Here is a 23,699-nt window from a genome sequence, read left to right as displayed (position 1 = left end):
CTGCCCGAGGAGAAGGCGCCCGGAGCACGTCGCCTCACGTCCGGACCGGATGGGACGTCCGCAGACGGCGTTGACACAGAGAGAGGGAGCATGCCTGCCGAAAGCGGTCTTGCGGAAGGACAGGCGGGAAAACGGCGGCCTGGCGCAGAGCGCGCCAACCTTGGAAGATCGCGGCACGGTCTGCAGCACCGTTTGGATGCAAGGGATCGGCCCCGGATCCAGAGCGAGAAAGGCGGTCTGTTCGCCGCGCGGACGCCCGAGACATCTCCGGCGACCACGACATCCGCAAAGGCCCCGTCGTGTCGTCCTTACCCGCATCGTCCGAGGCCGACGCGAGCGCGCCGGCTGGACATGTCCTCCGGTCTTGCACGCAGTGTCCAACGCCGAAGCGATGGCGTTTCGGCTGCACATGCTGCCGCAGACCTCTTCCGGCACATCGCCCGGAAACGCGAAAGGGCGACCCGCGGGGCCGCCCTTTCGACAAATCGCATCCGTCCTGCCGTCCGCCGCGGCTCACGCCGCCGACTGGATCGCGGAAACCTGCCAGTCGGTGCCGGCGCGGCGGACGAAGGTCCAGAGTTCCACGGCCTCCGTCGGCGTCTGCGCATCGCCGGCGACGACCCGGCCGGTCGAGCGCTCGCGCGTCACGTCGATGCTTTCGTAGCGCATCGCGACCGTCGCATAGTCGAGCGGTCCCTCGCGCCAGGCCTCGGCCAGGTCGCCCTGCACCAGGCGCACATCGCCGACCTCGTTGATCAGCCCCTTCGTCGCGTTCTCGCTCAGTTCCTCGGCGAGATAGGACATCGCCTCCGGCGTCGTCAGCCGGCGCAGCGCCGCGTAATCCTCGCGCGCATAGGCCTGCTGCACCTCGCCGAGCATCGCCTCGAAGCGGTCGAAGTCGGCCCCCGAGAGGCCGATCTCGTCGGCCGGTCCCTGCGGCGCGGCAGCGGGTGCTGCCCGGCCGCCGCCGATGCCCGGGATCGGCACGGGCGACCCGCCGGCGGCGGAGGACGGCTGGCGCGCATAGGCGCCGGGTGCCGCGGGCGCGCGCCCGCCGGCATAGGCCGGCTGCTGGCGCCGGCCGAAGAGCCGCATCAGCAGCATGACGGCAAGCACGACGAGGCCGACCTGCAGCAGGAGGCCGAGGAAGCCGAAGGCCCCGCCGAGGCCGTTGCCGAGCAGCATGCCGATCAGGCCGCCGACGAAGAGGCCGCCGAGCATCGACCGGCCGAAGCCGCCGAAGAGCCCGCCGGAGCGGTTCGCGGCTTGCGGCTGCTGCTGGGCGGCCGGGCGCGTCGCCTGCTGCGGCTGCTGCGTCATCGTCCGGTCGATCGGCGTCGCCGTGTTCGGCGCGGTGCGGGTCACGGGCGGGGCGGAAAAGGTGCGACTGCCGCGGCTGCCGAGCCCGCCGCCGGCGCGGCGCGCCTCGGCAAAATCGACGGCGGCCAGCGTCGTCACCAGCGCGAGCGCCACCGCCGCGAACACACGTCCGTACTGTCTCACGAAATCTCCCTTCCTCTCATTCACCCTCCCATATGGGGTTTCAGGCGGCGATGTGAAGAGGTTTACGGTTATCAGCCGGCGAAGGCCGCGCGGGGTGCGGCGGAAGACGCCGCACCGGACCGTGACGCAGGGCCCCGCGAGCCATTCGCTCCGTGCATGGCAGGCGTGAGAAAAACTGCCTCGATTTTGGGCGTGATGAATGTATAGTCAACCTCATCGAAGCACTGCTTCTCCTCCTCCCGCAGGGCTTCGATATGCAGGCGGCCCACTCCTCCTCCCAAGGGGCGCCTGCGGGAACGGCAGCACTCCTCCTCCCGGCTGCCGTTCGGTTCTTTTCGAAAGCCTGCCGCACCTCCTCCCGCGGCAGGCTTTTTCGTTTCGGCCGGCGGCCGGCACCGACGGATGCCGCCGTTCTCCATCTTCGTCCTTCGTCCCAAAATCCATGCGCGAGCGGCCTGTCAGGGCTCCCGGTAGACGCCGTCGAAGAGATCGCCGAGCGCGCGGCCCATCAGGTGCTTAAGCCGGCGCCGGCGCAGGTGCTCCGGGCGGTCGTTCAGCATGTGGCAGCGCTGGCAGAGCGCCTTCAGGTTGCTCAGGCGGTTGTGGCCGGGGTCGTGGTCGAGATGGGCCGTGGCGAGATAGACGCGCGTCGTCCTGTGGCCCTCGGACGGCGGGCCCTCCTGGCGCTTCAGCGCCCGCCCGCGCCCGTCGCGCCAGATCCCGTCGGCATCGTCGAACCAGCGCCCGTCGCCCAAGTGGCAGACCAGCGCGCCGTGCGGGCGGGCGCATTGCTCGCAGCGCCCCTTCGCCCGGCCGAAGCGGACCATCCGGCTGAGCTCGGGCCAGTCGATCGGGTAAAGCCAGCGATGCGCGCGCCTGACCGGCATCGGCGTTCCTCGGGAACCGGTTGATTCCGCGATCCTATCTCAACCCGCGCCGAAACGGAATCGCCCCGGCCCGACAAATCGCAATGCCCGTGGAGAGCGGGGAAGCGACCGTCCCCTCGCGCCGATTTTGCTGTATGCTGCCACGATATCGCCCTGCTTCGCGTGGGAAGAGCGGGCGGGAAGACGGGTACGGGTGACGGTGTGATCGATCCTTATGAGATACTGGGCCTGCCGCGCGACGCGGACACCGCCGCCGTGCGCGCGGCCTTCCGCCGGCGCGCCAAGACCGCCCATCCCGACACGGGCGGGCAGCTCAACGATTTCGAGCGGCTGAAGAACGCCTCCGACCTTCTGACCGACCCGGTGCGCCGCAAGGTCTACGACGACACCGGCTACGATCCGGCGCTCGCCGATCCGAAGGACATGAAGGGCGTCATGATCCTCGAGACCTATGTCAACGACCTGATCCTCGACGAGCGCAGCCCCGGCAGCTTCGATCCGCTTGCCGCCATCCGCCGCAAGCTTGCCGACGAGATGGTCGGCGCCCGTTTCCACATTCTCGAGATGGAGCGGCACCGCGCCCGCGTGCGCGACCATATCGGCCGCATCGGCCGGCCGGCCGGCGTCGACGTGCTCGGCAGCCTGATGAAGGCGCGGGCGGCGGCGATCACCGAGGCGATCGCCAGGGCCGAGGCCGAAATCGCGGCGCTTGAGAAGGCCTATGCGCTGCTGGAGGGCTATTCCTACACGCTGGAGATCGAGCAGCCGAAGGCGGCCGAATAGGGATGAAACAAAAAAGTGAGGCGCCCGGCAGGGGAGCGGACGCCTCACAGGAACCGCGCGACCGGCTCGACCCCGACCGGGGGAGGATCGCGCGGAACAGGGTCGGCCGCGCCTTACGCGCAGCAGAGCGCGGCTTCGGAGCGTACAAGGCCGCGGGGGGTCACGCGGGGCTGCGAGGCGGCGGCGACGGCTGCACGGGGACGCTCGAGGCGGGCGGCCGCTTTGTGCATCATCGTGCGATAGGCGGCCTCGGTGAGGCCATCGGCGCGGGCGAGCGCGAGGATCAGCGGGTCCGACAGGATGTCGGTCATGGTCAGTTCGGCAATGACGGCCATGGGACGGTCCTTTCCCGTAAAGATGATAAAGTGGGTAAATCCCTAGCCCCTGAGCACGTGCCCGCTTGCGGCTTGACTCCGATGCAGGGGGGTGTTACCGGTAAGTAACAACGCGATGTTACCGACCGGTCACACCCATGTCAACCACGCAGGCGCCGCAAGGCGATAAAAATCCTCCCTCCTCGCTCAAGGCGCCGAAACGCGTGAAGGCGGCCGAGGAGGCGGAGACACCGCCGCCCCCGCGCGAACGCATCGTCGACAGCGCCTGCGAGCTGTTTCGCCGCTTCGGCATCCGCGGCATCGGCGTCGACGCGATCGCCGAAGCGGCCAAGACCAACAAGATGACGCTCTACCGCCAGTTCGGCTCGAAGGACGATCTCGTCTGCGAGGCGCTGAAGCGGGTGTCGGAAAAGGATGTCCTGTTCTGGCAGGAGATCGAGGCCGCCCATCCGGGCGATGCGCGGGCGCAGCTCACCGGCTGGATCGACAACCGCGCCCGCTGCCTGAAGCGCGAGCCCTCGGGCTGCGACCTCTCCAATGCGGCGGTGGAGCTGAAGGATGCCGGCCACCCCGCCCACGGGCTGATCGACAGTTTCAAGCGCAGCCAGCGCGACCGGCTGGAGGCGCTCTGCGTCAGGGCCGGCGCGCGCGACGCGGGACTGCTTGCCGACACGCTCTCCATGCTGCTCGAAGGCGCGCGCGTCAGCCGCCAGGCGACCGGCACCGACGGCCCCTCCGAACGCTTCAAGTCCGCCTGCGAGGCGGCGATCCGCTCCTTCTCGGCGGGCTGATCCTTAAGGCGACGATCTTCGCAGATCCCCCTCAAACAGGGGAATGACAGGCGCTATCCAACGCCTAAGGTGGGCGGGCGCAATCGCCCTTCCGCCCCTGCGAGGATCTCCCATGGCCATCTTCACCGTCACGTCCGGGACCAACGCCGCCGATGACGGCCTCGTCAGTTTCGAGGAGGCGGTGGCGATGGCCGCCGCCACGCCCGGTGCCGACACGATCCGCTTCGCCGCGCCGCTGGCGATCGCGCTCGCCGAGGCGGTGACGATCGGGGCGGCCGGCGGGCCGCTCACCATCGAGGGCGACGTCGACAATGACGGGCTCGGCGACATCTACCTGATGGGCACCGGCAACCACCACCTGACGATCGAGGCCGGCGCCACCGTCAGGATCAGCGACATCGAATTCATCAACGGCCGCGAGAACGGGGCGGATGGCAGCTTCGGCGCGGGCGCGCCGATCGCGACCCATGGCGCGAGCGCTCCGGCCGCGACCGGCTTCGATCAGAACGGCACGACCGGGGAAAGCGGCGGCGAGGGCGGCCATGGCGGCGTCGGCTCGGCCGGCGAATCGGGCGCCGGCGCCATCGTCAACAGCGGCACGCTGACGCTCGAACGCGTCGGCTTCGGCTCCAACGAATATTTCGCCGGCAATGGCGGCAATGGCGGTTCCGGCGGGCGCGGCGGCAATGGCGGCACCGGCGGGCGCGGTGGGCCGGGCGGCGGCGACGGCGGGGCCGGCGGCAATGGCGGCAATGGCGGGACCGGCGGCGACGGCGGCAAGGGGGGCGATGCGGCCGGCGCCATCCTCAACCAGGCCGGCGCCACGCTGACGCTGATCGACACGATCTTCGGCGGGCGGCTCGGCAGCGGGCTGATCTACGAGGGCAACGAAGGCCAGGGCGGCGATGCCGGCAATGGCGGCTTCGGTGGCACGGGCGGCACCGCCGGCTATGGCGGCAACGGCACCCACGACGCCGTCGTCTCCATCGACCAGAACGTCGGCAGCGTGCGCATCTGGCCGGTCGCCTACGGCCCCTATCCCGGCGATCCCACCGATCCGCGCATCGTCACCGTACCCTATGACCGCTACAATTCCACCGATGCCGGCAAGGGCGGCGATGCCGGCAGTGCCGGCGCCGGCGGCAATGCGGGGGCGAACGGCTTCGGCGGCCACGCGGCCGGCGCCGTCCTCAACCGAGGCACGGTGACCGGCATCGCCGCCGTCACCGCCGACAACACGGCCGAGGGCGGCCCCGGGCGGGGCGAGCGCTACCAGCCCGACGCCGACCGGCGCGGCCAGGGCGGCGCCGGCGCCGACGGCGGCATCGGCGGGCAGGAGACGCGGCTCTTCGCCGTCACGTCGCCGGTCATCTCGGACGGCGACCAGATCTTGAGCCCGCTCAGTCCCGGCTTCTACGACCCGGCCGCCGCACCCGACGGACGCGACGCGGCGGCGGGCCCGCGCGGCCTCGGAAATGCGATGGGCACGGCCGGATCGAGCGATCCCGGCATCGTCCATGCCGGCGGCTCCGGCGAGGTGCGCGACTATGCCACCCTCGTCTATGCCCGCGGCCTCGGCGTCAATGCCGTCGGCGACACGCTCTCCTTCCTGATCGCCCGCGTCGGCGACGTGTCGCAGGCCGTGACGGTCCGCTGGCAGCTGCTGCCGGCCGGCGGCGGCGCCTCGGTCGACGGCGGCGATTTCGTCGGCGGCCTGCCGTCCGGCACCGTCACCTTCGCCGCGCTCGACGCCAGCGTCAATTTCGACCGCGAGCACTCCGTCGCCCGCATCAATCTCGCCCTCAACGCCGCCGGGCTTTCGAGCGTGCCGGAAGGCTACCGTTTCGTCCTCTCCAACCTCGTCGGCGGCAGCGCCTCGGCGGGGCTCGGCACCAGCGTCGTCACCGGCACGCTGACCGGCAACGGCCCGCCGCCGCCGGGACCCGGACCGGACACGCTGACCGGCGGCCCTGGCCCCGACATCCTGAACGGGCTCGGCGGCGCCGACCGGATGATCGGGCTTGGCGGCAACGACACCTACCATGTCGACAATCCCCGCGACGTCGTCATCGAGGCCCGCGGCGGCGGACGCGACACGGTGCTGACCACCGTCAGCTACACGCTCGGCGCCGGCCAGGAGATCGAGGTGCTGAAGGCCGCCGTGCCCGGCGGACGCGCGCCCCTCAAACTGACCGGCAACGGCTTCGCCAACACGATCGTCGGCAATGCCGGCAACAACGTCATCGACGGCAAGGGCGGCGCCGACCGGATGCAGGGCCTGAAGGGCAACGACACCTACCATGTCGACAATGCCCGCGACGTCGTCATCGAGGCCCGCGGCGGCGGCCGCGACACCGTGCTGACCAAGGTGAGTTACACGCTCGCCGCCCGCCAGGAGATCGAGGTGCTGAAGGCGGCGGTGCCGAATGCGAAGACGGCGCTGACGCTGACGGGCAACGAATTTTCCAACACGATCGTCGGCAACAACGGCAAGAACGTTCTCGACGGCGGCAAGGGCCTCGACGTGCTGACCGGCCGGGGCGGCGACGACACCTTCGTCTTCTCGACCAAGCCCGCGGCCGGCAACCTCGACCGCATCACCGACTTCACCGTCGGCGACGACGTCCTCCATCTCGCGCGCAGCGCCTTCAAGGGTCTGGCGGCCGGCGCGCTGGCAGAGACCGCCTTCAAGGACATCGGCGTCGCCGGCGCCACGCTCGATGCGAGCGACCGCATCCTCTACAACAGCAAGACCGGCGCGCTTCTCTACGACAGGGACGGCAGCGGCGGCGCCGACGCCATCCAGTTCGCGCTGCTCGTCAACAAAGCCGCGATCGACGCTCACGACATCTTCGTGGTGTGAGGCGCGGCGCCGTGCTAAGGCCTCGCGGGTGACGAAGGGATCACCCGAAATGCCCTATCCTTCTGTTCTGCCGCCCGGTCCGGCGCGTCCGCGTTCCGCCCCTCAAGCGTGTCGCGATCTTTCGGGTTCGCCCATACGCTTCAGGTCCTTGTCTTTTCGCAAAGCCGCCGCCCGCGTTGGCGAGACAGGCTTTCGGAAGGCCGCGCGATGATCCCCTGGGAGCTTCTCGACACGGCCGCCGTGCCCGGCGGCGGCGAATTGCGGCTGAAGCGGCGGGGCGGCGAGTTTTCGATCATGCTCGGATCGAACGAGCTGATGAACAGCCGGCTCTCCGGCTCGGAGGAGGCGCTGGCGACGCTCGCGGCGGCGCGCCTGCCCGAAGGAATGACCCGGCCGAGGATGCTGATCGGCGGCCTCGGCATGGGCTTCACCCTGCGCGCGGCACTGGCCGTGCTGCCGGAGAACGCCGAGGTGACGGTGGCGGAACTGGTTCCGGCCGTCATCGGCTGGGCGAAGGGGCCGATGGCGGCGGTCTTCGCCGGTTCGCTCGACGATCCGCGCGTGACCCTGCACGAGGGCGATGTCGCCGCGCTGATCGGCACCGCGTCGCGCCGCTTCGACGCCATCCTGCTCGATGTCGACAATGGCCCGGACGGGCTGACGCGGGCGGAAAACGACGGGCTTTACAGTCCTGCCGGCCTCGGCGCGACGAAGCGGGCGCTCGGCCCGGGCGGCGTGCTCGCCGTCTGGTCGTCCGCCCCCGATCCGGCCTTCACCCGCCGGCTGGCCCAGGCCGGTTTTGCCGCCGAGGCGGTCAATGCCCGCGCCAATGGCAAACGCGGCGGCGCCCGCCACACGATCTGGCTCGCGACCGCGCAAGGTGGTCAGGCAGGCGCGAAGAGCGTGAAGACGCGGCCGATCACCTGACCGTCCGGCCTTGCGAGGCGGCAGGCGACGCCGTCGTCCCGCCGGTCGGTGCAGGTGACGCCGACCGTCTCGCCGGGGCGGATGTTGCCGGCGAAGAACACGTCGCGGCGCCGGACGGCGCGGCCGGCGGTGTCCGGAAACCAGCGGCGGACGGCGCGGCCCGCCAGCGCCTGGAAGCCGGCGAAATAGAAGAGGCCGGCCCCGTTGAAATCCTCGACCGGATCGGGCGTGAACGCGAAGGTCTTTCCCGTGTCTCCTTGCGCAAGCAGCTCCAGATGGCGCGGCGCCCGGCCGTGGCGCAGCGCCGAGGCGGTGGCGGCGAGTGCGTTTTCTTCCGGCGCGGCCCTGACGTCCTGACCGGGAAGGCCGACGCGGGCGAGGGCATGGTTGTCGCCGCCGCCGACCCGCTGGACGAAGGCGGAGACCAGCTCGACCTCGCCGACCGGCCGGCCGCGCAGCGTCAGGCGATGGCGGCTCGCGGCCTGCGCCCGCGACAGCGGCCGAAGGTCGGAGCGGATGGAAAGCACGTCATTGGCCGCGACCGCGCCGAGATCCGCGCCCTTGAGCGCCGTGGCGCAGATCGCCGCATAGGCGGCGGCACCGTCCGGCGTGCGGAAATCCGCGTCCGCCATGCCGAGGCGGCGGGCGAGAAGCAGCCAATGCCGGTGGCCGAGCTCCTTCATCAGCCAGCTTTCAGAAAGTCCGAAGGGTGTCAGCTGCGGCATGCCGATCAGAACCTGCGGATCGAGCGCCCGCTCCATCGGCGTCCCGGGGAAGACGGGCGGCGTTGCCGGCGGCGTGGCGATCCGCCGCTGCGGACCCGTCTCGCCCGAAGGCGAAAACGGCTGCGCGTCGAAGGCGAGCACGGTCATGCGCCGGCCGCCTGCTTCATCGGCGTGGCGCCTGCCGCCAGACCCTCGGCAAGCCGTCCGACGACATGCTCGGCATCGCGCCCGACGCTGAGGAACCGGCCCGAACCCCAAGTCCAGAGCCAGGGAAGGCCGAGCACATAGGCGCCGGCAACCGGCGTGACGCCGCGCCGGTGCACCGGATAGCCGCTGCCGTCGAAGATCGGCAGCGAGACGAAGGACCAGTCCGGCGTGAAGCCGGTCGCCCAGATGACCGCCGAGACCCCTTCCGCGGCGAGGTCGAGCGCGCGCGGCTCGCTCTCGGGCCGCCAGACCGGCGCATAGACCCCTCCCTCGGGCGCCTCGATGCCCTTTTCGGCGATATGGCGGTCGATCAGCGCGTTGATGCCGTTATAGACGCGGTCGGCGCCGTCGAGATTGGCGGCAAGGTTCGGCTGGAACAGCATGGTCCCGCCGGACACCCCGGTCATGCGGCCGTAGAGCGCCATGCCTTCCAGCGCGAACCGGCGCAGGTCGATGTCGCGGCCGCCGTCGCGGCCAGTGAGATAGTGGTTGGTGTCGTGCGTCTTCTTCGCCATGCCGTCCTGCTCGACGGTGATGTCGTACTGGCCGATGTCGTCGAGCCAGTCGACGACATCGCGGCCGCGATAGAAGCGGGCGCAGCGCGGCGCATTGCCGGTGACCAGGTGCACCTTGCGGCCGGCAAGATGCAGGTCCTCGGCGATCTGGCAGCCGGACTGGCCGGAACCGACGACGACGACGGCGCCTTCCGGCAGTTGCGCCGGATTGCGATAGGCGGCCGTGTGCATCTGCACGATCGTGTCCGGCAGCCGTTCGGCCGCGCGCGGGATGGCCGGCTCGGCATAGAGGCTGGTGGCGAGGACGACGCTGTCGGCCGTCACGCTCCCCGCCGCCGTCTCGACATGGAAGAGGGCGCCGCGCTTCTCGATCCGGTTGACGGCGGTGTGCTCGAAGACCGGCGCGTTGACCTTGCGCACGAAGCGGTCGACATAGGCGAGGATCTCGTCCTTCACCATGAAGCCGTGCGGATCGTCGCCGTCATAGGCATGGTCCGGCAGCTGGCACTGCCAGTTCGGCGTGACGAGGCAGAAGGCGTCCCAGCGCTCGTCGCGCCATTTGTGCGCCACCGTCTTCTTCTCGAAGACGGCATGGTCGATGCCGTGGCGCTTGAGATAGTGGCTGGCCGACAGGCCGGCCTGGCCGCCGCCGACGACGACGGCGCTGTAATGGGAGGCGAGGGCAGGGGAGTTCATCGGAAGGATCCTTTCACAGGATGAAGCGTTCGCAGCGGATGCGCGGATCGGCATGGCCGAGAAAATGTTCGGCGGTCGCCTCGATGCGGGCGAGTTGCCCTTGCGCGAGCGAGCAGGGATAGCCGTATTTCGCCTCGACCCGGTCGCTGGCAATCGTCAGCGCCTTGCGGCTGCGGTCGAGGAAATCGCGCAGCGGATAGGTCTCGCCCTCGGCGAGATAGTCGCGGATGACCAGCGAGGGCGAGTAGCAGGTCTCCTCGCGGCCGTCCGGCCAGGCGATGACGAAGCGCATTTCAGGCATGGAGGGGCTCCTTCGCGGCGAGGGTGTCGCGCATGGCGCGATAGACGGGAAGGTGCGCGGCGGCGACGCGCGCCCAGCCGTGCCGGGCGGCGAGCGCCAGCCCGCGCGGGCGCAGGCGCTTGCGCACCGGCGGCATCAGCGCCACGGCCATCGCCTCGGCGATCGAGGCCGGCTGGGCCGGATCGCACCAGACCGCATCCTGGGGCCCGGCATATTCGGTGAAGGGGGCGATCGAGGAGAGCACCACCGGCAGGCCGCTCGCCATCGCCTCCAGCACGACGAGGCCGAAGCCTTCCTTCACCGAGGCGAAGACCAGCGCGTCCGAAAGCCGGTAGAGCGCCGGCATGTCCTCGTCGGCGACGGCCCCCAGCACATGCACCGCCGCCTGGTGCGTGCCAAGGTGGCCGAGCGCCGCGCGGAACTCCCCCTGGTAGCCGCGATGGTCGAGCAGCGAGGCACCGCCGGCGATGACGAGCTGGGCGTCCGGGCGGATGGCGCGCACCTGCCGGAAGGCGTCGAGGATGCGGATCGTGTTCTTGCGCGCCTCGATGCCGCCGACGCTCAAGAAAACCGGGCCGGGGCTCAGGCCCAGCCGCCGGCGGAGCGAGCGGGCCTCCGCCTCGCTCGTGCCGCCGAAGCGGCAGAGGTCGACGCCGTTGCCGACGATGGCGGTGGCGATACCGCGCGTCTCCCTCAGCACCCCCTGCCAGAGCGCGCTGACGGCGAGATGGGCATCGGCGGCGACGATGGACCGCTCCTGCAAGTCCATCAGCCGCGGGTCGGAGAAGCTGTCGATGTGGTGCACCGTGCGGACGAAGCCGGGGATGCGGCCGCGCGCCTTCAACGTCGCCAGCGCATTGGCCGAGATGCCGTCATGGGCGTGGAACAGGTCGACATTCGCGGTCCCGGCCGCCTCGAAATAAGCGACGTAGTCGGCGATGCGCTGCTCGACCATCCCGGTCATGCCGGGCTCGGCCGGCGCGACCGGGAAGGCCGCCACCCGGCAGGCGGGCGCGCGGAAGAAGCCGGTGCCGGCCGCATCCGGCGCATGCAGCACGACGTCGTGGCCGAGCGCGGTCAGCGCTTCGGCAAGGCTCATCGCGTGGACGACGCCGCCACGGGGATGGGTGGAATGGGCGAGCATGGCGATCCTCATGCCGCGTCCTCCGCCTTCACCATCGCCATCAGCGGCGTGGCGCGCCAGTCGCGCACCAGCGCGCGCCTGTCCCCGGCATGGAGGGTGACGCGGCTGCCCGCCGTGATCGCGCCGATGGCGGCGGCGGTGATGTCGCGGGCGGCAAAGCGGGCGAGCACGGCGTCGAGATGGTCCGGGGCGACGGCGAGGATGTAGCCGAAGCTCGGGAAGGTCGAGAGCCAGCGGTCGAGCGCGATGCCGCGCGGGACGGGGATCGCGGCGACGTCGATATCGATGCCGACGCCGGAACATTCGGCGAGCATGACGGCGGTGCCGACGAGGCCGCCCTGGCTGATGTCCTTGGCGGCGCGGGCGAGCCCGGCCTCGGCGATCCCGGGCAGGAGCGCGATGTCGCCGCGCAGCCGTTCGTGCGGCGCGTCCGTCGCCGCCTCGAAATTGTCGAAGGGCTCGCGGTAGCGGCCGCGATGGTCGATCGCCGCGACCAGCAGGTCGCCCGGCGCCGCGTCGAAACTGGTGAGCAGCGCCTTCGCCCGGCCGAGGATCGCCACCGACAATTGCCCGCGATCGGTGCGGATATTGGTGTGGCCGCCGACGATCGGCACGCCGAAGGCCTCGGCCGCCGCGCGCAGGCCGGCAAGGATCGGCGCGGCACCCGCCTCGCCCTCCGCCCAGACGGCATCGACGACAGCGAGCGGCCGTCCGCCCATCGCCGCGATGTCGGAGATGTTGACCATCACCCCGCACCAGCCGGCGAACCAGGGATCGGCGGCGACGAAGCCGTTGATGAAGCCCTCGATGGCAAAGAGCAGGTGGCCGTCGCCGTCGGGGATCGCGGCGCAGTCGTCGCCGACCGCGACGGCCCGGCCGGCGAGCCCGAGGGCTTCCGCGACCGGGCCGATATCCGCCTTGGCGGCAAGCCCGCTCGCCGTCGAAAGCCGGGCGGCCAGGCCCTCGATGTCGATGCCGTCGGCCATCACGCGGCCTTTCTCGGCAGCGCCACCAGCCCGACATCCGGCGTCACGCAGGGCGGGTAATGGGCAAGGTCCGCCTTCATCTTGAGGTGCTGCCGGCCGTGGATCTCGACGGTCTCGACCACGTCCCAGTGCAGCCGGCGGAACAGCGCGCCGTTCTGCATCTGCACATGGGCGAAGAAGGTGTGGCAGCCCATCGCATGGGCCGAGGAGACGGCGAGCCGGATCAGCGTCGCGCCCAGCGCCCCGACCTTGCGGAAATCGGCGTCGACGGCGAGCCGCGAGCCCCACCAGAGGCCGGGCGCCGCCTCGTGGATGCGCACCGTGCCGACCACCCGGTCGGCGGCGACGCCCAGCATCGACAGCGCCACGATCGGGATGGCGTGATCGTCGATGGCATCGCGGTCGTCGCCGGCAAAGATCGCCTGCTCGGCGCAGAACACGGCGCGGCGCAGCGCATGGGCCTCTTCCACCTCCCAGCGCGAGGTGGCGAACTTCACCTGGAACTCGCTCACGCGAAACGGATCGAAGGGTTCGAGGATCATGCCGTCAGCGTCCTCTCATAGGTGGAGAGCGCTGAGCAGGCGCCGCATTTGCCGCAGCCGGCCTTGATGTCGACGGCCTTCAGGCCGCTCTCGACCAGCATCGCCGACAGGGGTTTCAGGATCTGGTGCATGAAGTCCGGCGTCGGCCCGGCATGGCTTTCGAGCGGCGTGCCCGAGATCGGCACGAAAGGCACGACGAAGGGATAGACGCCGATCGCCACCAGCCTCTCGCAGATGTCGAGGATGGCCTCGCGCGTGTCGCCGAGGCCGGCGAGGATATAGGTGGAGACCTGTCCCCGGCCAAAAACCTTCACCGCCGCCGCGAAGGAGCGCATGTATGTTTCCACCGGCACCTGCGCCTTGCCGGGCATGATCTTTTCGCGCAGGGCGGGCGTGACGACCTCCAGATGCATGCCGAGCGCGTCGACGCCGGCCTCTTTCATGATCTCGAACCAGACATCGTCCTCCGGCGGCTCGCATTGCGCCTGGATCGGCAGGTCGACGGCGGCCTTGATGGCGCGCGCGCTCTCGGCGAGCATGGCCGCGCCCCGGTCCGGCCCCTTCGGCGTGCCCGTCGTCATCACCATATGCTTCACACCGTCGAGCTCGACGGCGGCCTTCGCCACCTCGGCGAGCTGCTCGGGCGTCTTGTGCGCCACGGTGCGGCCGGCGGCGAGCGACTGGCCGATGGCGCAGAACTGACAGGTCTTCGTCCGGCTCTGGTAGCGGATGCAGGTCTGCAGCACGGTCGTTGCCAGCACGTCGCGCCCGTGCAGCACCGCGATCTTCGAATAGGGGATGCCGTCGGCGGTGGAGCGCTCATAGAAGCGGGGTTTCAAGGGAAAGGAAACTTTGCCCAGCACCGCGCCGTCGCGGCTGATGCGGCTTTCGCCGCGCTCGTCCGGCTTCTCGACGACATAGGGGCTCTCGAAGGCGGGCGCGGTGTGCACCGGCACCATCACCGTCATGCCGTCGATGGTCATCGCCTTGTGGTCGGAGGGACCGGCGCCGCCGCGCCGGCTTTCGACGCCGGCCTTCGGATCGACGAGCCTAACCCCGAAGGACTGCAATTCGTTGATCAGCGTTTCCGTCGAGGGCAGCGTTGCCGGGGGAAGCGTCTCCGGGGGAAGCGTCAGGGTGTCCATCGCTGTTCGTCCTTGTGGCAAGAGCGGGGAAGGGGATCGCGCCGGCCGCATGGACCGGGGCGGTGGCGCGGCCGTCGAGCACGAGATGCATCAGTTCCGGCCGGGCATAATGGCCGACGGAATCCATCATCCGCTTGCGCTTGACGATCAGGCCCATGTCGAGATCGGCGATCAGCATGCCCTCGCCCTCGGTCAGCGGCGGCACGAGATGGCGGCCCTCCGGCGAGATGATCGCCGTCATGCAGCCGCCGCGCAGCGCCTTCTGCAAGCCGGCATCGGGCGTGATCGCGGCGACCTGCTCGTCGGTCAGCCAGCCGGTCGCATTGACGACGAAGCAGCCGCTTTCGAGCGCATGGTGGCGGATCGTCACCTCCATCTGCTCGGCGAAGATCGGCCCGACCATCGAGCCGGGGAACTGCGCGACGTGGATCTCCTCGTGATCGGCCATCAGCGCGTAGCGGGCGAGCGGATTGTAGTGCTCCCAGCAGGCGAGCGCGCCGATGCGGCCGACGGCGCTGTCGACGGCCTTGAGGCCCGATCCGTCGCCTTGGCCCCAGATCATCCGCTCGTGGAAGGTCGGCGTGATCTTGCGGCGCTTGAGGATCAGCGACCCGTCCGCATCGAAGACGAGCTGGGTGTTGTAGAGCGAGCCATGGTCGCGCTCGTTGACCCCAAGCACGACGACGATGCTTTTCGCCCGCGCGACGGCGGCGACGGCGTCGGTCGCCGCGCTCGGCACGGTGACGGCCTCCTCATAGAGGCGGATATGCTCGCGGCCGGAGAGAACCGGCGGCAGCACGAAGGAAAAATAGGGATACCAGGGGACGAAGGTCTCCGGGAAGACGACGAGGTCGGCGCCCTTGCCCGCAGCCTCGGCGATGGCGTCGAGCACCTTTGCCAGCGTCTTCTCGCGCGAGGTGAGGTCGGGCGCGATCTGCACGGCGGCGGCGCGGACGGTTGATTTCTTCTCCATGGAAAAATCCTCAAGGGTTTCGCCGGGAGGCGGGTCCCCGCCTCCCGGGCGGGGATCAGAGTGTCCAGGTGTCGAGGATGAAGGCACCGTCGCGGCGGTGGATCAGGATCAGATCGAGCACGTCGAGCGGGCTGATCGGCGTGATGCCGGGGATCAGCGCGCCCTCGCCATGGCCGTAGAGCGCCTGCAGCGCGAAGCGGCAGGCATAGACCTTGCCGCCCTCCTCCATGAAGCCCTTGATCTGGTTGTTGAAGTTGAGGTGGCCGGGAAAGGCTTCGGCGCCAAGCGTCGGAAAGCCGCGCTGCACGCCGAGCGTGACGCCGGGGCCGTAGAGCAGCACGGAGGTCTCGAAGCCTTTCCGCTTGAGGCGCTTGGCCTGCAGCAGGTTGACGAGGCCGATCGACCCCTCGAAGGCGACGGTGTGAAAGGTGATCAGCGCCTTTTCGCCGGGTGCTGCCTGGACGTCCTCGAACACCTTCTCCTCGTAATCGACGAGGACATCGCCGGTCTCGTTGGCGGGCTTGGTCACTTTGGGCATGGAGGGCTCCTCTGGTTGAATTCCGATACCGCCGCGGCGGGACGACCCTTCAATTGCAAGCGCCATGCCAGATTGACCTTGCATAAAATACCGTCAAAACGGCACTATTTGCATTCAATTATACAATCAATATTGATCCGCCGCCTGGGACGGCGCCCGTTTGCCGGGCACCGTCCTGCCGAAATTCGATGCAACAATGACTGATTTGAATGCATTCAATATGCATTCATTGTGTACGCCGATGCGGAGCGGCGTCACACCGCAGCCGCAAGGCGGCGCCTTTGGGATGCAAGCGCACAAAAGGCGTGACAGGGCGGGTTCGCAACAATATACGGTCAATCCCAGAACCCATCCGGAAGCACCCCCATGAAGAACTGGGTCCCCGACCTCGCCGAAAGCGACAGTCCCCGCTACATCGCCATCGCCGACATGATCGAGGCGGACGTGAAGAGCGGCCGGCTCGTCACCGGAGACCGGCTGCCGCCGCAGCGCATGCTGGCGAAGCGCCTCAACATCGACTTCACCACCGTCGCGCGCGGCTATGTCGAGGCGCAGAAGCGCGGCCTCGTCGACAGCCATGTCGGGCGCGGCACCTTCGTCACCGGCGCGGCACCAGAACGGCGGGCGAGCCTCGTGCTCGCCGACGCGCCGGACCCGCGCCGGGCGTCCGCCGTCGACTTTACGATGAACATGCCGCCCGAGCCCGACGACCCCGCCCTCGTCGCCCGCATGCGCGAGGGCGTGGCGGCCGTCGCCTCCGACATCATCCCGCTCTTGCGCTACCAGGGTTTCGGCGGTTCCGGCATGGACAAGGAGGCGGCCGCCGCCTGGCTCAGCCGGCGCGGCCTCGTGCCGTCGCAGGAGCGCATCTTCGTCACCCCCGGCGCCCATCCGGCGCTGCTCGCCATCCTCGGCCTGCTGGCGAAACCCGGCGAGACGGTGCTTTCGGAAAACATCACCTATCCCGGCATCCGCTCGGTGGCGGCGCAGCTGCGCCTGACGCTTGCCGGCCTGCCGATGGATGCGGACGGCATCCTGCCGGACGCCTTCGCCGACGCCTGCGGGCGGCTGAGGCCGAAGGCGCTCTACCTCAACCCGACGCTGCAGAACCCGACGACGCTGACCATTCCGGAAGCGCGCCGCACCGCGATCTGCGCGGTGGCGCGAAAATACCAGGTGCCGATCGTCGAGGACGACGCCTACGGCTTCATCCCGCTGCACGGGCCGGCGCCGCTCGCCGCCATGGCGCCGGACCTCACCTGGCACATCGGCGGACTGGCGAAATGCATCGGCGCGGGGCTGCGCCTCGCCTTCGTCGTCGCGCCCGACACGCGGGCGATCTGGCCCTTCGTCAGCGCCATGCGGGCAAACACCGTGATGGCCTCGCCGCTGACGCTGGCGCTGGCGACGCGCTGGATCGAGGACGGCACTGCCGACATGATCCTGCGCTTCATCCGCGCCGAGGCCGCCGCGCGCCAGGCGCTCGCCGCCGAGATGCTACCGGCCGGCAGCTACCGCGCCGACCCGATCGCCTTCAACATCTGGCTGCCGCTCGACAAGGGCTGGACGCGCTCCACCTTCGGCAGCCACATGCGCGCGGCCGGCATCGGCGTGGTGGCGAGCGACGCCTTCACCGTCGACGGCGCGGCGCCGGAAGCCGTGCGCGTCTGCCTCGGCGGCCCGGTCCCGCGCGAACAACTGCGCGGCGCGCTCGAATTCATGGCCCACGCCCTGGACGGCCCCCCGGAAATGGCCGCCGCCTTCTTCTGAGCCGCCGCGTGCGCCCGCGCTCCCTTCGAAGCCTCGCGGCGATCGATCCGCCCTGACGGGCGTGCCATCGATGGATGGGCACGGCCTGATCGCTCCGCCCCCTTTCACCGGCGACGCTTCGACGCCGGCATGAAGGGAGGGATGTCGTCGTGCAAACAGGCGTTCCCTGAGGCGCGCAGTCGGTGCCGGGAGGGGATTGCGCAACATCCGGCCACGTCAAACGGCAGCCGTTCGAACCGGACAGCGACAAAAAGCACGAGCAGGATGCCGATCGGAACCTGCCTGTCCTCCACCCGTGGCCATGCGCCCCTCGGGCACGTCGCAGCAGCGGGAAAGGCGCGGCGACCTCGGCCCGAAGGGCATAAGGGGCAAGCTGTCTCGCCATGCCGCAGCATCACCCAGAGCATCTCCCGTCAGAACCGGCCCGGATTTGACGTCCGGACCATGCGTTGGAACAGAGAGACAGGGCATGCCCGGCGACGCCTCTTTTCTCAGGACAGGCGCTCGTCATGGTGAACAAAAAGTCTTCTCGGAGGATCTCGGCCTCGAGGGCCGGCGCCGTCGGCGGGGCGCGGCCTCAGCAGCCGGCAAGCGCGAGCCTTCGGTCGAGCGTCTCGTCGTCCTCGGCGTCGAGATCGAGAAGCACGCGGTAGGGATCGCCGGCAAGGCCGAGGACGGCGGCGAAGGCGGGTTCGGTCTTCATGCCCGCCCGCCGCAGCGCCATCACCCGCGCGCGGAGCGCCAGGCCGCCGCGATCGAGAAGCCGCCTCTCCACGGCGAAATGCCGCCAGCCGGGCTGCCGTCGCACCGGCTCGGGCGCGGCGAAAAGTTCGATCGTCCAGCCGAAGGCGGCGAAACGGGCGATCACCGGCCGCCCGGCCCCGCGCCATTGCCAGAGGGCGAAATCCGCCCGGCCCGACTGTGTCCGCCAGACGGTCGCGGCGAAGCGGTCCGGTTCGGGCGCGTGGCAGAGGATGTCGATGTCGCTTTCGGGCAGATCGAGGCCGAGAGGCGGCGTCCCGGCGACATGCGGATCGAAAGGCGAAAGCGCGCCCTCAGGATCGAGCGCCGGCAGCACCGCGGTCCAGGCAAGGCGCGGTTCGCTCATGGTGCGGAAGCCCTTTCGGAAAGCGTCGGGCGGGCCGATCCGGCGCTGTCGCCGGTCCGGCCGGACCTTGCGGCACCTCAGGACGGCAGCCGGTCGAGATCGTCATAGAGCGACTGGCTGTGGCGGTAAAGCTTTTCGAAGACGGCCTGCATCGTCCGGTAGGTCTCCGCCCAGGCGGGGTCGGGCAGGATCTCCTCGCTGTAGGAGACGAAGGCGTCGGCGGCCTCCTCGACGCGCGCGAAGCGGCCGGTCGCGGTGGCCGCGATCGCGGCGCAGCCGACGATGCCGCATTCGGGCTCGGAGGGCACCAGGATCGGAATGCCGTAGACGCTCGCCTTGATCTTCATCCACAGCGCCGTCTTCGCGCCGCCGCCCGAGGCGATCACCCGCTCGACCGGCGCGCCGGAGATGCGATCGAGGATGTCGATGTGGCGCTTGACGGCGAAGGCGACGCCTTCGAGCACGGCGCGGTGCAGATGGGAAAGCCCGTGCGCGGCGCCGATGCCGAAGAACTGGGCGCGGGCGTTGCGATGCGCGCCGAGGCGCTCGCCGGCGAGATAGGGCATGAAGAACAGCCGTTCCGCGCCGGCCGGCGCCTCCGCCGCCTTTGCCACGATCTCCTCATAGCTCGCCTGCCGCCCGTGGAAGGCGCGGCGCGCCCAGCGCATGGCGTCGCCGCCCGATTCGAGCAGCATGAAGGCGCCCCAGTTGCCCTCGACCGTGCCGACATTGCAGACCGCCGGATCGAGGAGCGGCGCCTGCGCGATCGCCGTGACGATCGCCGACGTCCCCATCACCTCCGAACCGATGCCCGGACGGCAGACGCCGGAGCCGAGGAGCGCCACGGGATAGTCGCCGCCGCCAACCATCACCGGCGTGCCCGCGCGAAGCCCGGTCTCGCGCGCCGCCGCCGCCGTCACCTGTCCCAGGATCTCGACCGGATCGCGCAAGGGCGCAAGTTTCGCACGGTCGAGGCCGAGCAGGCCGATCATGCGGCCCGACCAGTCGCGTGTCGCCGGGTCCATCAGGAAGCTCGCGCCGCCATCGGTGCGGTCCATGGCGATTTCGCCGGTGAGCTTCAGGTTGATCCAGTCCTTCGGCATCAGCACGGCGGCGGTGCGCGCCCAGGCGTCCGGATCGGTGTCGCGCAGCCATTGCAGCTTGAAGCCCGGCCAGGCGGGCGTCGCCGGATTGGCGCTGTCGGCGAGATAGGTCTCCGCCGCATGCGCCCGCTCGAAGGCCTCGACATGGGCGACGGTGCGCTTGTCGTTCCAGAGCGGCGCGGTCTGGCGCGCGAGCGCTCCGTTCGCGTCGATCAGCACCGTGCCGTGCATCTGGCCGCAGGCGGCGACCGCCGAGATCCGGTCGCGGGCGCCGTCCTCCCGGTCGAGCACGTCGCGGATCGCCGCGGCAACGCCGTCCCACCAGTCGGCCGGCCGCTGCTCCGACCAGCCGAACTGCGGCACGATCTGCTCGTGCTCGCGCGCAGCGATCGTCAGCACGCGGCCGCGGCCGTCGACGAGGGCGGCGCGCACGCTGCCGGTCCCCACATCGATCGCAAGGAAAAGGTCGTCGGCCATCATTCGTCTCCTCCGCCGCGCCGTGTCCGGCTTTCGCCGACGATCAATGTAACGTAATTACGTGAAATTCCAGCGTCAATATCGAATGCGGCGCATATAAAGCTATTTTGCAGCGCAATATCGACATGAAAACGTCCTTGCGGAACAGGCCGCACTTCATTATGTAATAAAAATACCAAAAACAGGAGAATGCCATGGCCTTGATGGAGCCGGTCGCCTGCGTCGTCGACCCCGACAGCGGATCTATGAGCGAGAGGACGGGCCGCTACGAGAAGCGGTTTTCCGACCTCGCCGGTCTCTATGGCGACGCGGCCGCCTATCGGGCGCTGTCGGAAAGGATCGGCGATCCCGTCGTCTATGCCGTCGACGACTTCCGCCCCTCCGCCCGCGCCGGCGACATGATCCACGGCGTCACCCACATGATCCCCGGCCGGGTCGGCGAGGAATACTTCCTCACCCGCGGCCACATCCATGCACAGGCCGACCGCCCGGAAATCTATTACGGCCAGAAGGGTCACGGGCTGATGCAGATGGAATCGCCGGAGGGCGAGACCCGCATCGTCGAGATCCGGCCGCAAACGCTCTGCTACGTTCCGCCCTACTGGATCCACCGCTCGATCAATGTCGGCAGCGGCGATCTCGTCATGGTCTTCGCCTATCCCGCCGACAGCGGCCAGGACTACGGCATCATCGAGACCTCCGGCGGCATGCGCCACCGGGTGATGGTCGACGGCGACGGCTGGCGCCTCGCCGAGAACCCCACCTATCGGCCGCGCAGCGCCGAGACGGTCGCCGCGCTGATGAACAAGGGCGCGTAAGCCTCAAGGTCCGCGAAGGAGTATCCGAGATGAGCAATCCCATCGACCTGATCGCCGGCCTCGGCGTCGTTCCCGTCATCGCCATCGAGCGCGCCTCCGACGCCGTGGCGCTCGCCGACGCGCTGCTCGAGGGCGGGCTGCCGGTCGCCGAGATCACCTTCCGCACCGAGGCCGCCGCCGACGTTCTGGCGGCGATCCGCGACGCGCGGCCGGAACTCTGCATCGGCGCCGGCACCATCCTCGACACCGGCAGCCTGACGCGCGCGATCGACAGCGGCGCCCGCTTCGCCCTTGCGCCGGGCTATGACCCTCGGATCGTCGATGCGGCGCGGGCGGCGAACCTGCCCTTCTGCCCCGGCGTGATGACGCCGACCGACGTGACGCTCGCGACCGCGAACGGCGTGCGGCTGGCGAAATTCTTCCCCGCGGGCGTCGCCGGCGGGCCCAAGGCGCTCTCCGGCATCGCGGCACCCTTCGCCCATCTGGGCTTGCGCTTCATCCCGACCGGCGGCGTCACGGAGGCGACCATCGGCGACTGGCTGGCGATCCGGCAGGTCGTCGCCGTCGGCGGCACCTGGATTGCCAAGACCGAGGATATCCGCGAGGGCCGGTTCAAGGAGATCGCCGCCAATGCCGCCGCCGCCGTCAGGGTGGCGCGCGAGGCCCTGGAGACACGCGCGTGACCTACTCGCCCGCGACCCGGCCGACGCTCTACTTCATCGGCGTCACCACGGCGAAAAGCTCGATCATGACGGTGTTTCCGGCCTGGGCCGATTTTCTCGGCCTCAAGGACGCCGAGATCAGGGGCATCGACTTCAGGCTGCACGACGACCCGGCCGCCTATCGCGGCGCCGTGCAGTTCATCGCCGACGATCCGCTGTCGAAGGGGGCGCTCGTCACCACCCACAAGATCGATCTCTTCAACGCCTGCGAGGACATGTTCGACGTCATCGACCCGCATGCGCGGCTGATGGACGAGACGAGCTGCATCTCGAAGCGCGGCGGCACGCTCGTCTGCCATGCCAAGGACCCGATCTCGTCCGGGCTCGCCATCGACGGGTTCCTCGGCGAGGGCTATTTCGCCCGCACCGGCGCCGACCTCTTCTCCATGGGCGCCGGCGGCTCGACCATCGCGCTCACCTGGCACCTGATGCGCCGGTCGCGCGGCCGGGACGTGCCGGGCCGCATCGTCGTCTCCAACCGCAGCCAGCACCGGCTCGACGAGATCCGCCGCATCCACGAGGGCATCGAGACCGACGTTCCGGTCGACTATATCCTGGCGCCGAGGCCCGAGGACAATGACGCGGTGCTGGCGGACCTCGCCCCCGGCTCGCTCGTGATCAACGCCACCGGGCTTGGCAAGGACGCGCCCGGCTCGCCGCTCTCCGGCGCCGCCGTCTTCCCGGAAAAGGCGGTCGCCTGGGACCTCAACTATCGCGGCGACCTCGTCTTCCTCGACCAGGCCCGCGCCCAGCAGCAGGCGCGTGCGCTCCGGGTCGAGGACGGCTGGACCTATTTCCTGCACGGCTGGACCCAGGTGATCGCCGAGGTCTTCGACATCGAGATCCCGACCTCCGGCCCGGTCTTCGAGCGGATTTCCGACATCGCCCGCGAGGCCGCCGGACGATGAGCGCCGCCGCCCGCATCCTCGTCACGCCGCGCTCGCTGACCAGCGAGCCGCATCCCGACATCGAGCGCCTGCGCGAGCGCGGCTTCGACATCGTCTATTGCCGCGCCGGGCAGATCCCGAGCGAGGACGAGCTCGTCGACCTCGTGCCGGGCTGCGTAGGCTGGCTCGCCGGCGTCGAGCCGGTCAGCCCCCGCGTCGTCGAGGCGGCCGACGGGCTGAAGGTGATCAGCCGCAACGGCGTCGGCATCGACAACCTGCCGGCGGACGCGCTGGCGCGGCGCGGCGTCCGGGTGATGATCGCCGAGGGCGCCAACGCGCCGGGGGTGGCGGAGCTGACCATCGGCCTGATGTTTGCGGCCATGCGCTCGATCCCGCTCGCCGATGCCGGGATCAAGGCCGGCACATGGCCGCGCAGGCGCGGCATCGAGATCCGAGGCCGGAGCGTCGGGATCATCGGCTGCGGCGCGATCGGCCGGGAGGTGGCGCGCATGGTCGTGGCGCTCGGCGCCGACGTCATCGCCTTCGATCCGCTGCGTCCCGATCTCGACCTGCCCCCGGGCCGCTTCGCCTGGGGCGAGATCGACGGGATCGTCGCGACGGCGGAGATCCTGACGCTGCACTGCCCGCTGCCGCGCGACGGCTCCGTCCTCCTCGACCGACGCCGGCTTTCGACGGTGCGCGACGGGCTGATCCTCGTCAACACGGCGCGCGCCGGCCTCGTCGACGAGGATGCGCTGATCGGGGCGCTCGATGCCGGGCGGATCGCCGGCTACGCCACCGACGTGTTCGAGCCGGAGCCGCCGGTGTCGCTCCGCCTTGCCGGCCATGAACGGGTGATCGCCACCAGCCATATCGGCGGCTTCACCACCGAAAGCGTCGACCGCGCCACGCGGATCGCCGCCGACAACCTGATCGCCGCGCTGAGCTGACGG

Annotated in this window: 23 protein-coding genes; 9 read left to right on the top strand and 14 right to left on the bottom strand. The window is 70.0% G+C overall.

All coding sequences use genetic code 11. From position 1 onward, the window contains the following. Window positions 1-513 precede the first annotated feature (513 nt). A complete protein-coding gene (locus ACEVQ6_RS15350; RefSeq protein ID WP_374889896.1) occupies window positions 514-1,503 on the bottom strand; it encodes a Tim44 domain-containing protein in 990 nt (329 codons plus the stop codon). 458 nt (window positions 1,504-1,961) lie between these two features. Beyond that, window positions 1,962-2,390 (bottom strand): hypothetical protein, encoded by a 429-nt coding sequence (locus ACEVQ6_RS15345; protein ID WP_374889895.1) that lies wholly within the window; start codon window positions 2,388-2,390, stop codon window positions 1,962-1,964. A gap of 201 nt (window positions 2,391-2,591) precedes the next feature. Between ACEVQ6_RS15345 and ACEVQ6_RS15340 the strand changes: the two genes are divergently transcribed. Continuing rightward, entirely contained in the window at window positions 2,592-3,173 is a 582-nt protein-coding gene (locus tag ACEVQ6_RS15340; protein WP_374889894.1) for a DnaJ domain-containing protein, read from the top strand. A 113-nt stretch (window positions 3,174-3,286) separates the two neighbouring features. Here the strand turns inward: ACEVQ6_RS15340 and ACEVQ6_RS15335 are convergent, their stop codons facing one another. Continuing rightward, window positions 3,287-3,508: a hypothetical protein gene (locus ACEVQ6_RS15335; protein ID WP_374889893.1), complete on the bottom strand. Its 222-nt coding sequence runs from the start codon at window positions 3,506-3,508 to the stop codon at window positions 3,287-3,289. 137 nt (window positions 3,509-3,645) lie between these two features. Between ACEVQ6_RS15335 and ACEVQ6_RS15330 the strand changes: the two genes are divergently transcribed. The 3 genes from ACEVQ6_RS15330 (at window position 3,646) to ACEVQ6_RS15320 (ending at window position 8,089) form a co-directional block, all read left to right on the top strand. Beyond that, window positions 3,646-4,299 (top strand): TetR/AcrR family transcriptional regulator, encoded by a 654-nt coding sequence (locus ACEVQ6_RS15330; protein WP_374889892.1) that lies wholly within the window; start codon window positions 3,646-3,648, stop codon window positions 4,297-4,299. Window positions 4,300-4,411: 112 nt separating this feature from the next. Then, entirely contained in the window at window positions 4,412-7,162 is a 2,751-nt protein-coding gene (locus ACEVQ6_RS15325) for a calcium-binding protein (RefSeq protein WP_374889891.1), read from the top strand. A gap of 207 nt (window positions 7,163-7,369) precedes the next feature. Further along, window positions 7,370-8,089 (top strand): spermidine synthase, encoded by a 720-nt coding sequence (locus ACEVQ6_RS15320; RefSeq protein ID WP_374889890.1) that lies wholly within the window; start codon window positions 7,370-7,372, stop codon window positions 8,087-8,089. Here the strand turns inward: ACEVQ6_RS15320 and ACEVQ6_RS15315 are convergent. Genes ACEVQ6_RS15315 through ACEVQ6_RS15275 form a run of 9 tightly spaced genes read right to left on the bottom strand, consistent with a single transcriptional unit; the run spans window position 8,047 to window position 15,861 of the window. After that, window positions 8,047-8,961 (bottom strand): Pnap_2097 family protein, encoded by a 915-nt coding sequence (locus ACEVQ6_RS15315; RefSeq protein WP_374889889.1) that lies wholly within the window; start codon window positions 8,959-8,961, stop codon window positions 8,047-8,049. The genes ACEVQ6_RS15320 and ACEVQ6_RS15315 overlap by 43 nt on opposite strands. Beyond that, the gene (locus ACEVQ6_RS15310; protein WP_374889888.1) at window positions 8,958-10,232 is read right to left on the bottom strand and encodes an MSMEG_0569 family flavin-dependent oxidoreductase; all 1,275 of its coding nucleotides are present in this window, start codon (window positions 10,230-10,232) and stop codon (window positions 8,958-8,960) included. The genes ACEVQ6_RS15315 and ACEVQ6_RS15310 overlap by 4 nt, the downstream gene beginning before the upstream one ends. A 13-nt stretch (window positions 10,233-10,245) precedes the next feature. Further along, a complete protein-coding gene (locus ACEVQ6_RS15305) occupies window positions 10,246-10,533 on the bottom strand; it encodes an MSMEG_0570 family nitrogen starvation response protein (RefSeq protein ID WP_374889887.1) in 288 nt (95 codons plus the stop codon). Then, on the bottom strand, window positions 10,526-11,689 hold the full coding sequence (locus ACEVQ6_RS15300) for an MSMEG_0565 family glycosyltransferase (protein WP_374889886.1): 1,164 nt from the start codon (window positions 11,687-11,689) through the stop codon (window positions 10,526-10,528). The genes ACEVQ6_RS15305 and ACEVQ6_RS15300 overlap by 8 nt, the downstream gene beginning before the upstream one ends. Beyond that, window positions 11,686-12,663, bottom strand: coding sequence for a sll0787 family AIR synthase-like protein (locus ACEVQ6_RS15295; RefSeq protein ID WP_374889885.1), 978 nt, complete (start codon window positions 12,661-12,663; stop codon window positions 11,686-11,688). Before ACEVQ6_RS15295 ends, ACEVQ6_RS15300 begins: the two co-directional genes overlap by 4 nt. After that, window positions 12,663-13,205 (bottom strand): MSMEG_0567/Sll0786 family nitrogen starvation N-acetyltransferase, encoded by a 543-nt coding sequence (locus tag ACEVQ6_RS15290; RefSeq protein ID WP_374889884.1) that lies wholly within the window; start codon window positions 13,203-13,205, stop codon window positions 12,663-12,665. The genes ACEVQ6_RS15295 and ACEVQ6_RS15290 overlap by 1 nt, the downstream gene beginning before the upstream one ends. Next, window positions 13,202-14,350, bottom strand: a complete 1,149-nt coding sequence (locus tag ACEVQ6_RS15285) for an MSMEG_0568 family radical SAM protein (protein ID WP_374889883.1) — start codon at window positions 14,348-14,350, stop codon at window positions 13,202-13,204. The genes ACEVQ6_RS15290 and ACEVQ6_RS15285 overlap by 4 nt, the downstream gene beginning before the upstream one ends. Next, the gene (locus ACEVQ6_RS15280) at window positions 14,256-15,323 is read right to left on the bottom strand and encodes a Nit6803 family nitrilase (RefSeq protein ID WP_374889882.1); all 1,068 of its coding nucleotides are present in this window, start codon (window positions 15,321-15,323) and stop codon (window positions 14,256-14,258) included. The genes ACEVQ6_RS15285 and ACEVQ6_RS15280 overlap by 95 nt, the downstream gene beginning before the upstream one ends. Before the next feature lie 55 nt (window positions 15,324-15,378). Then, window positions 15,379-15,861: an MSMEG_0572/Sll0783 family nitrogen starvation response protein gene (locus tag ACEVQ6_RS15275; protein ID WP_374889881.1), complete on the bottom strand. Its 483-nt coding sequence runs from the start codon at window positions 15,859-15,861 to the stop codon at window positions 15,379-15,381. Between the two features lie 366 nt (window positions 15,862-16,227). Between ACEVQ6_RS15275 and ACEVQ6_RS15270 the strand changes: the two genes are divergently transcribed. Continuing rightward, entirely contained in the window at window positions 16,228-17,631 is a 1,404-nt protein-coding gene (locus ACEVQ6_RS15270; RefSeq protein WP_374889880.1) for an aminotransferase-like domain-containing protein, read from the top strand. A 577-nt stretch (window positions 17,632-18,208) separates the two neighbouring features. Here ACEVQ6_RS15270 and ACEVQ6_RS15265 read toward each other — a convergent pair. Both ACEVQ6_RS15265 and ACEVQ6_RS15260 read right to left on the bottom strand, forming a co-directional pair. Beyond that, window positions 18,209-18,739, bottom strand: coding sequence for a DUF4269 domain-containing protein (locus ACEVQ6_RS15265; protein WP_374889879.1), 531 nt, complete (start codon window positions 18,737-18,739; stop codon window positions 18,209-18,211). 77 nt (window positions 18,740-18,816) lie between these two features. Continuing rightward, the gene (locus tag ACEVQ6_RS15260; protein ID WP_374889878.1) at window positions 18,817-20,319 is read right to left on the bottom strand and encodes a xylulokinase; all 1,503 of its coding nucleotides are present in this window, start codon (window positions 20,317-20,319) and stop codon (window positions 18,817-18,819) included. Window positions 20,320-20,513: 194 nt separating this feature from the next. On the opposite strand from ACEVQ6_RS15260, the gene ACEVQ6_RS15255 reads away from it, so the two are divergent. Genes ACEVQ6_RS15255 through ACEVQ6_RS15240 form a run of 4 tightly spaced genes read left to right on the top strand, consistent with a single transcriptional unit; the run spans window position 20,514 to window position 23,696 of the window. Continuing rightward, complete coding sequence (locus ACEVQ6_RS15255; RefSeq protein WP_374889877.1) at window positions 20,514-21,137, top strand: glucose-6-phosphate isomerase; 624 nt, start codon at window positions 20,514-20,516, stop codon at window positions 21,135-21,137. A 29-nt stretch (window positions 21,138-21,166) separates the two neighbouring features. Then, window positions 21,167-21,820: a bifunctional 4-hydroxy-2-oxoglutarate aldolase/2-dehydro-3-deoxy-phosphogluconate aldolase gene (gene eda / locus ACEVQ6_RS15250; protein WP_374889876.1), complete on the top strand. Its 654-nt coding sequence runs from the start codon at window positions 21,167-21,169 to the stop codon at window positions 21,818-21,820. Then, a complete protein-coding gene (locus tag ACEVQ6_RS15245; protein ID WP_374889875.1) occupies window positions 21,817-22,767 on the top strand; it encodes a shikimate dehydrogenase in 951 nt (316 codons plus the stop codon). Before eda ends, ACEVQ6_RS15245 begins: the two co-directional genes overlap by 4 nt. Next, window positions 22,764-23,696, top strand: coding sequence for a phosphoglycerate dehydrogenase (locus ACEVQ6_RS15240; protein WP_374889874.1), 933 nt, complete (start codon window positions 22,764-22,766; stop codon window positions 23,694-23,696). Before ACEVQ6_RS15245 ends, ACEVQ6_RS15240 begins: the two co-directional genes overlap by 4 nt. Window positions 23,697-23,699 lie beyond the last annotated feature (3 nt).

Origin of the sequence: Ensifer soli (assembly GCF_041928815.1) — a bacterium.
In the GTDB taxonomy this organism is placed as follows: Bacteria; Pseudomonadota; Alphaproteobacteria; order Rhizobiales; family Rhizobiaceae; genus JBHFEI01.
The sequence above is the reverse complement of the archived record's forward strand: the minus strand, read 5'-3'. Positions and strand labels throughout refer to the sequence as shown.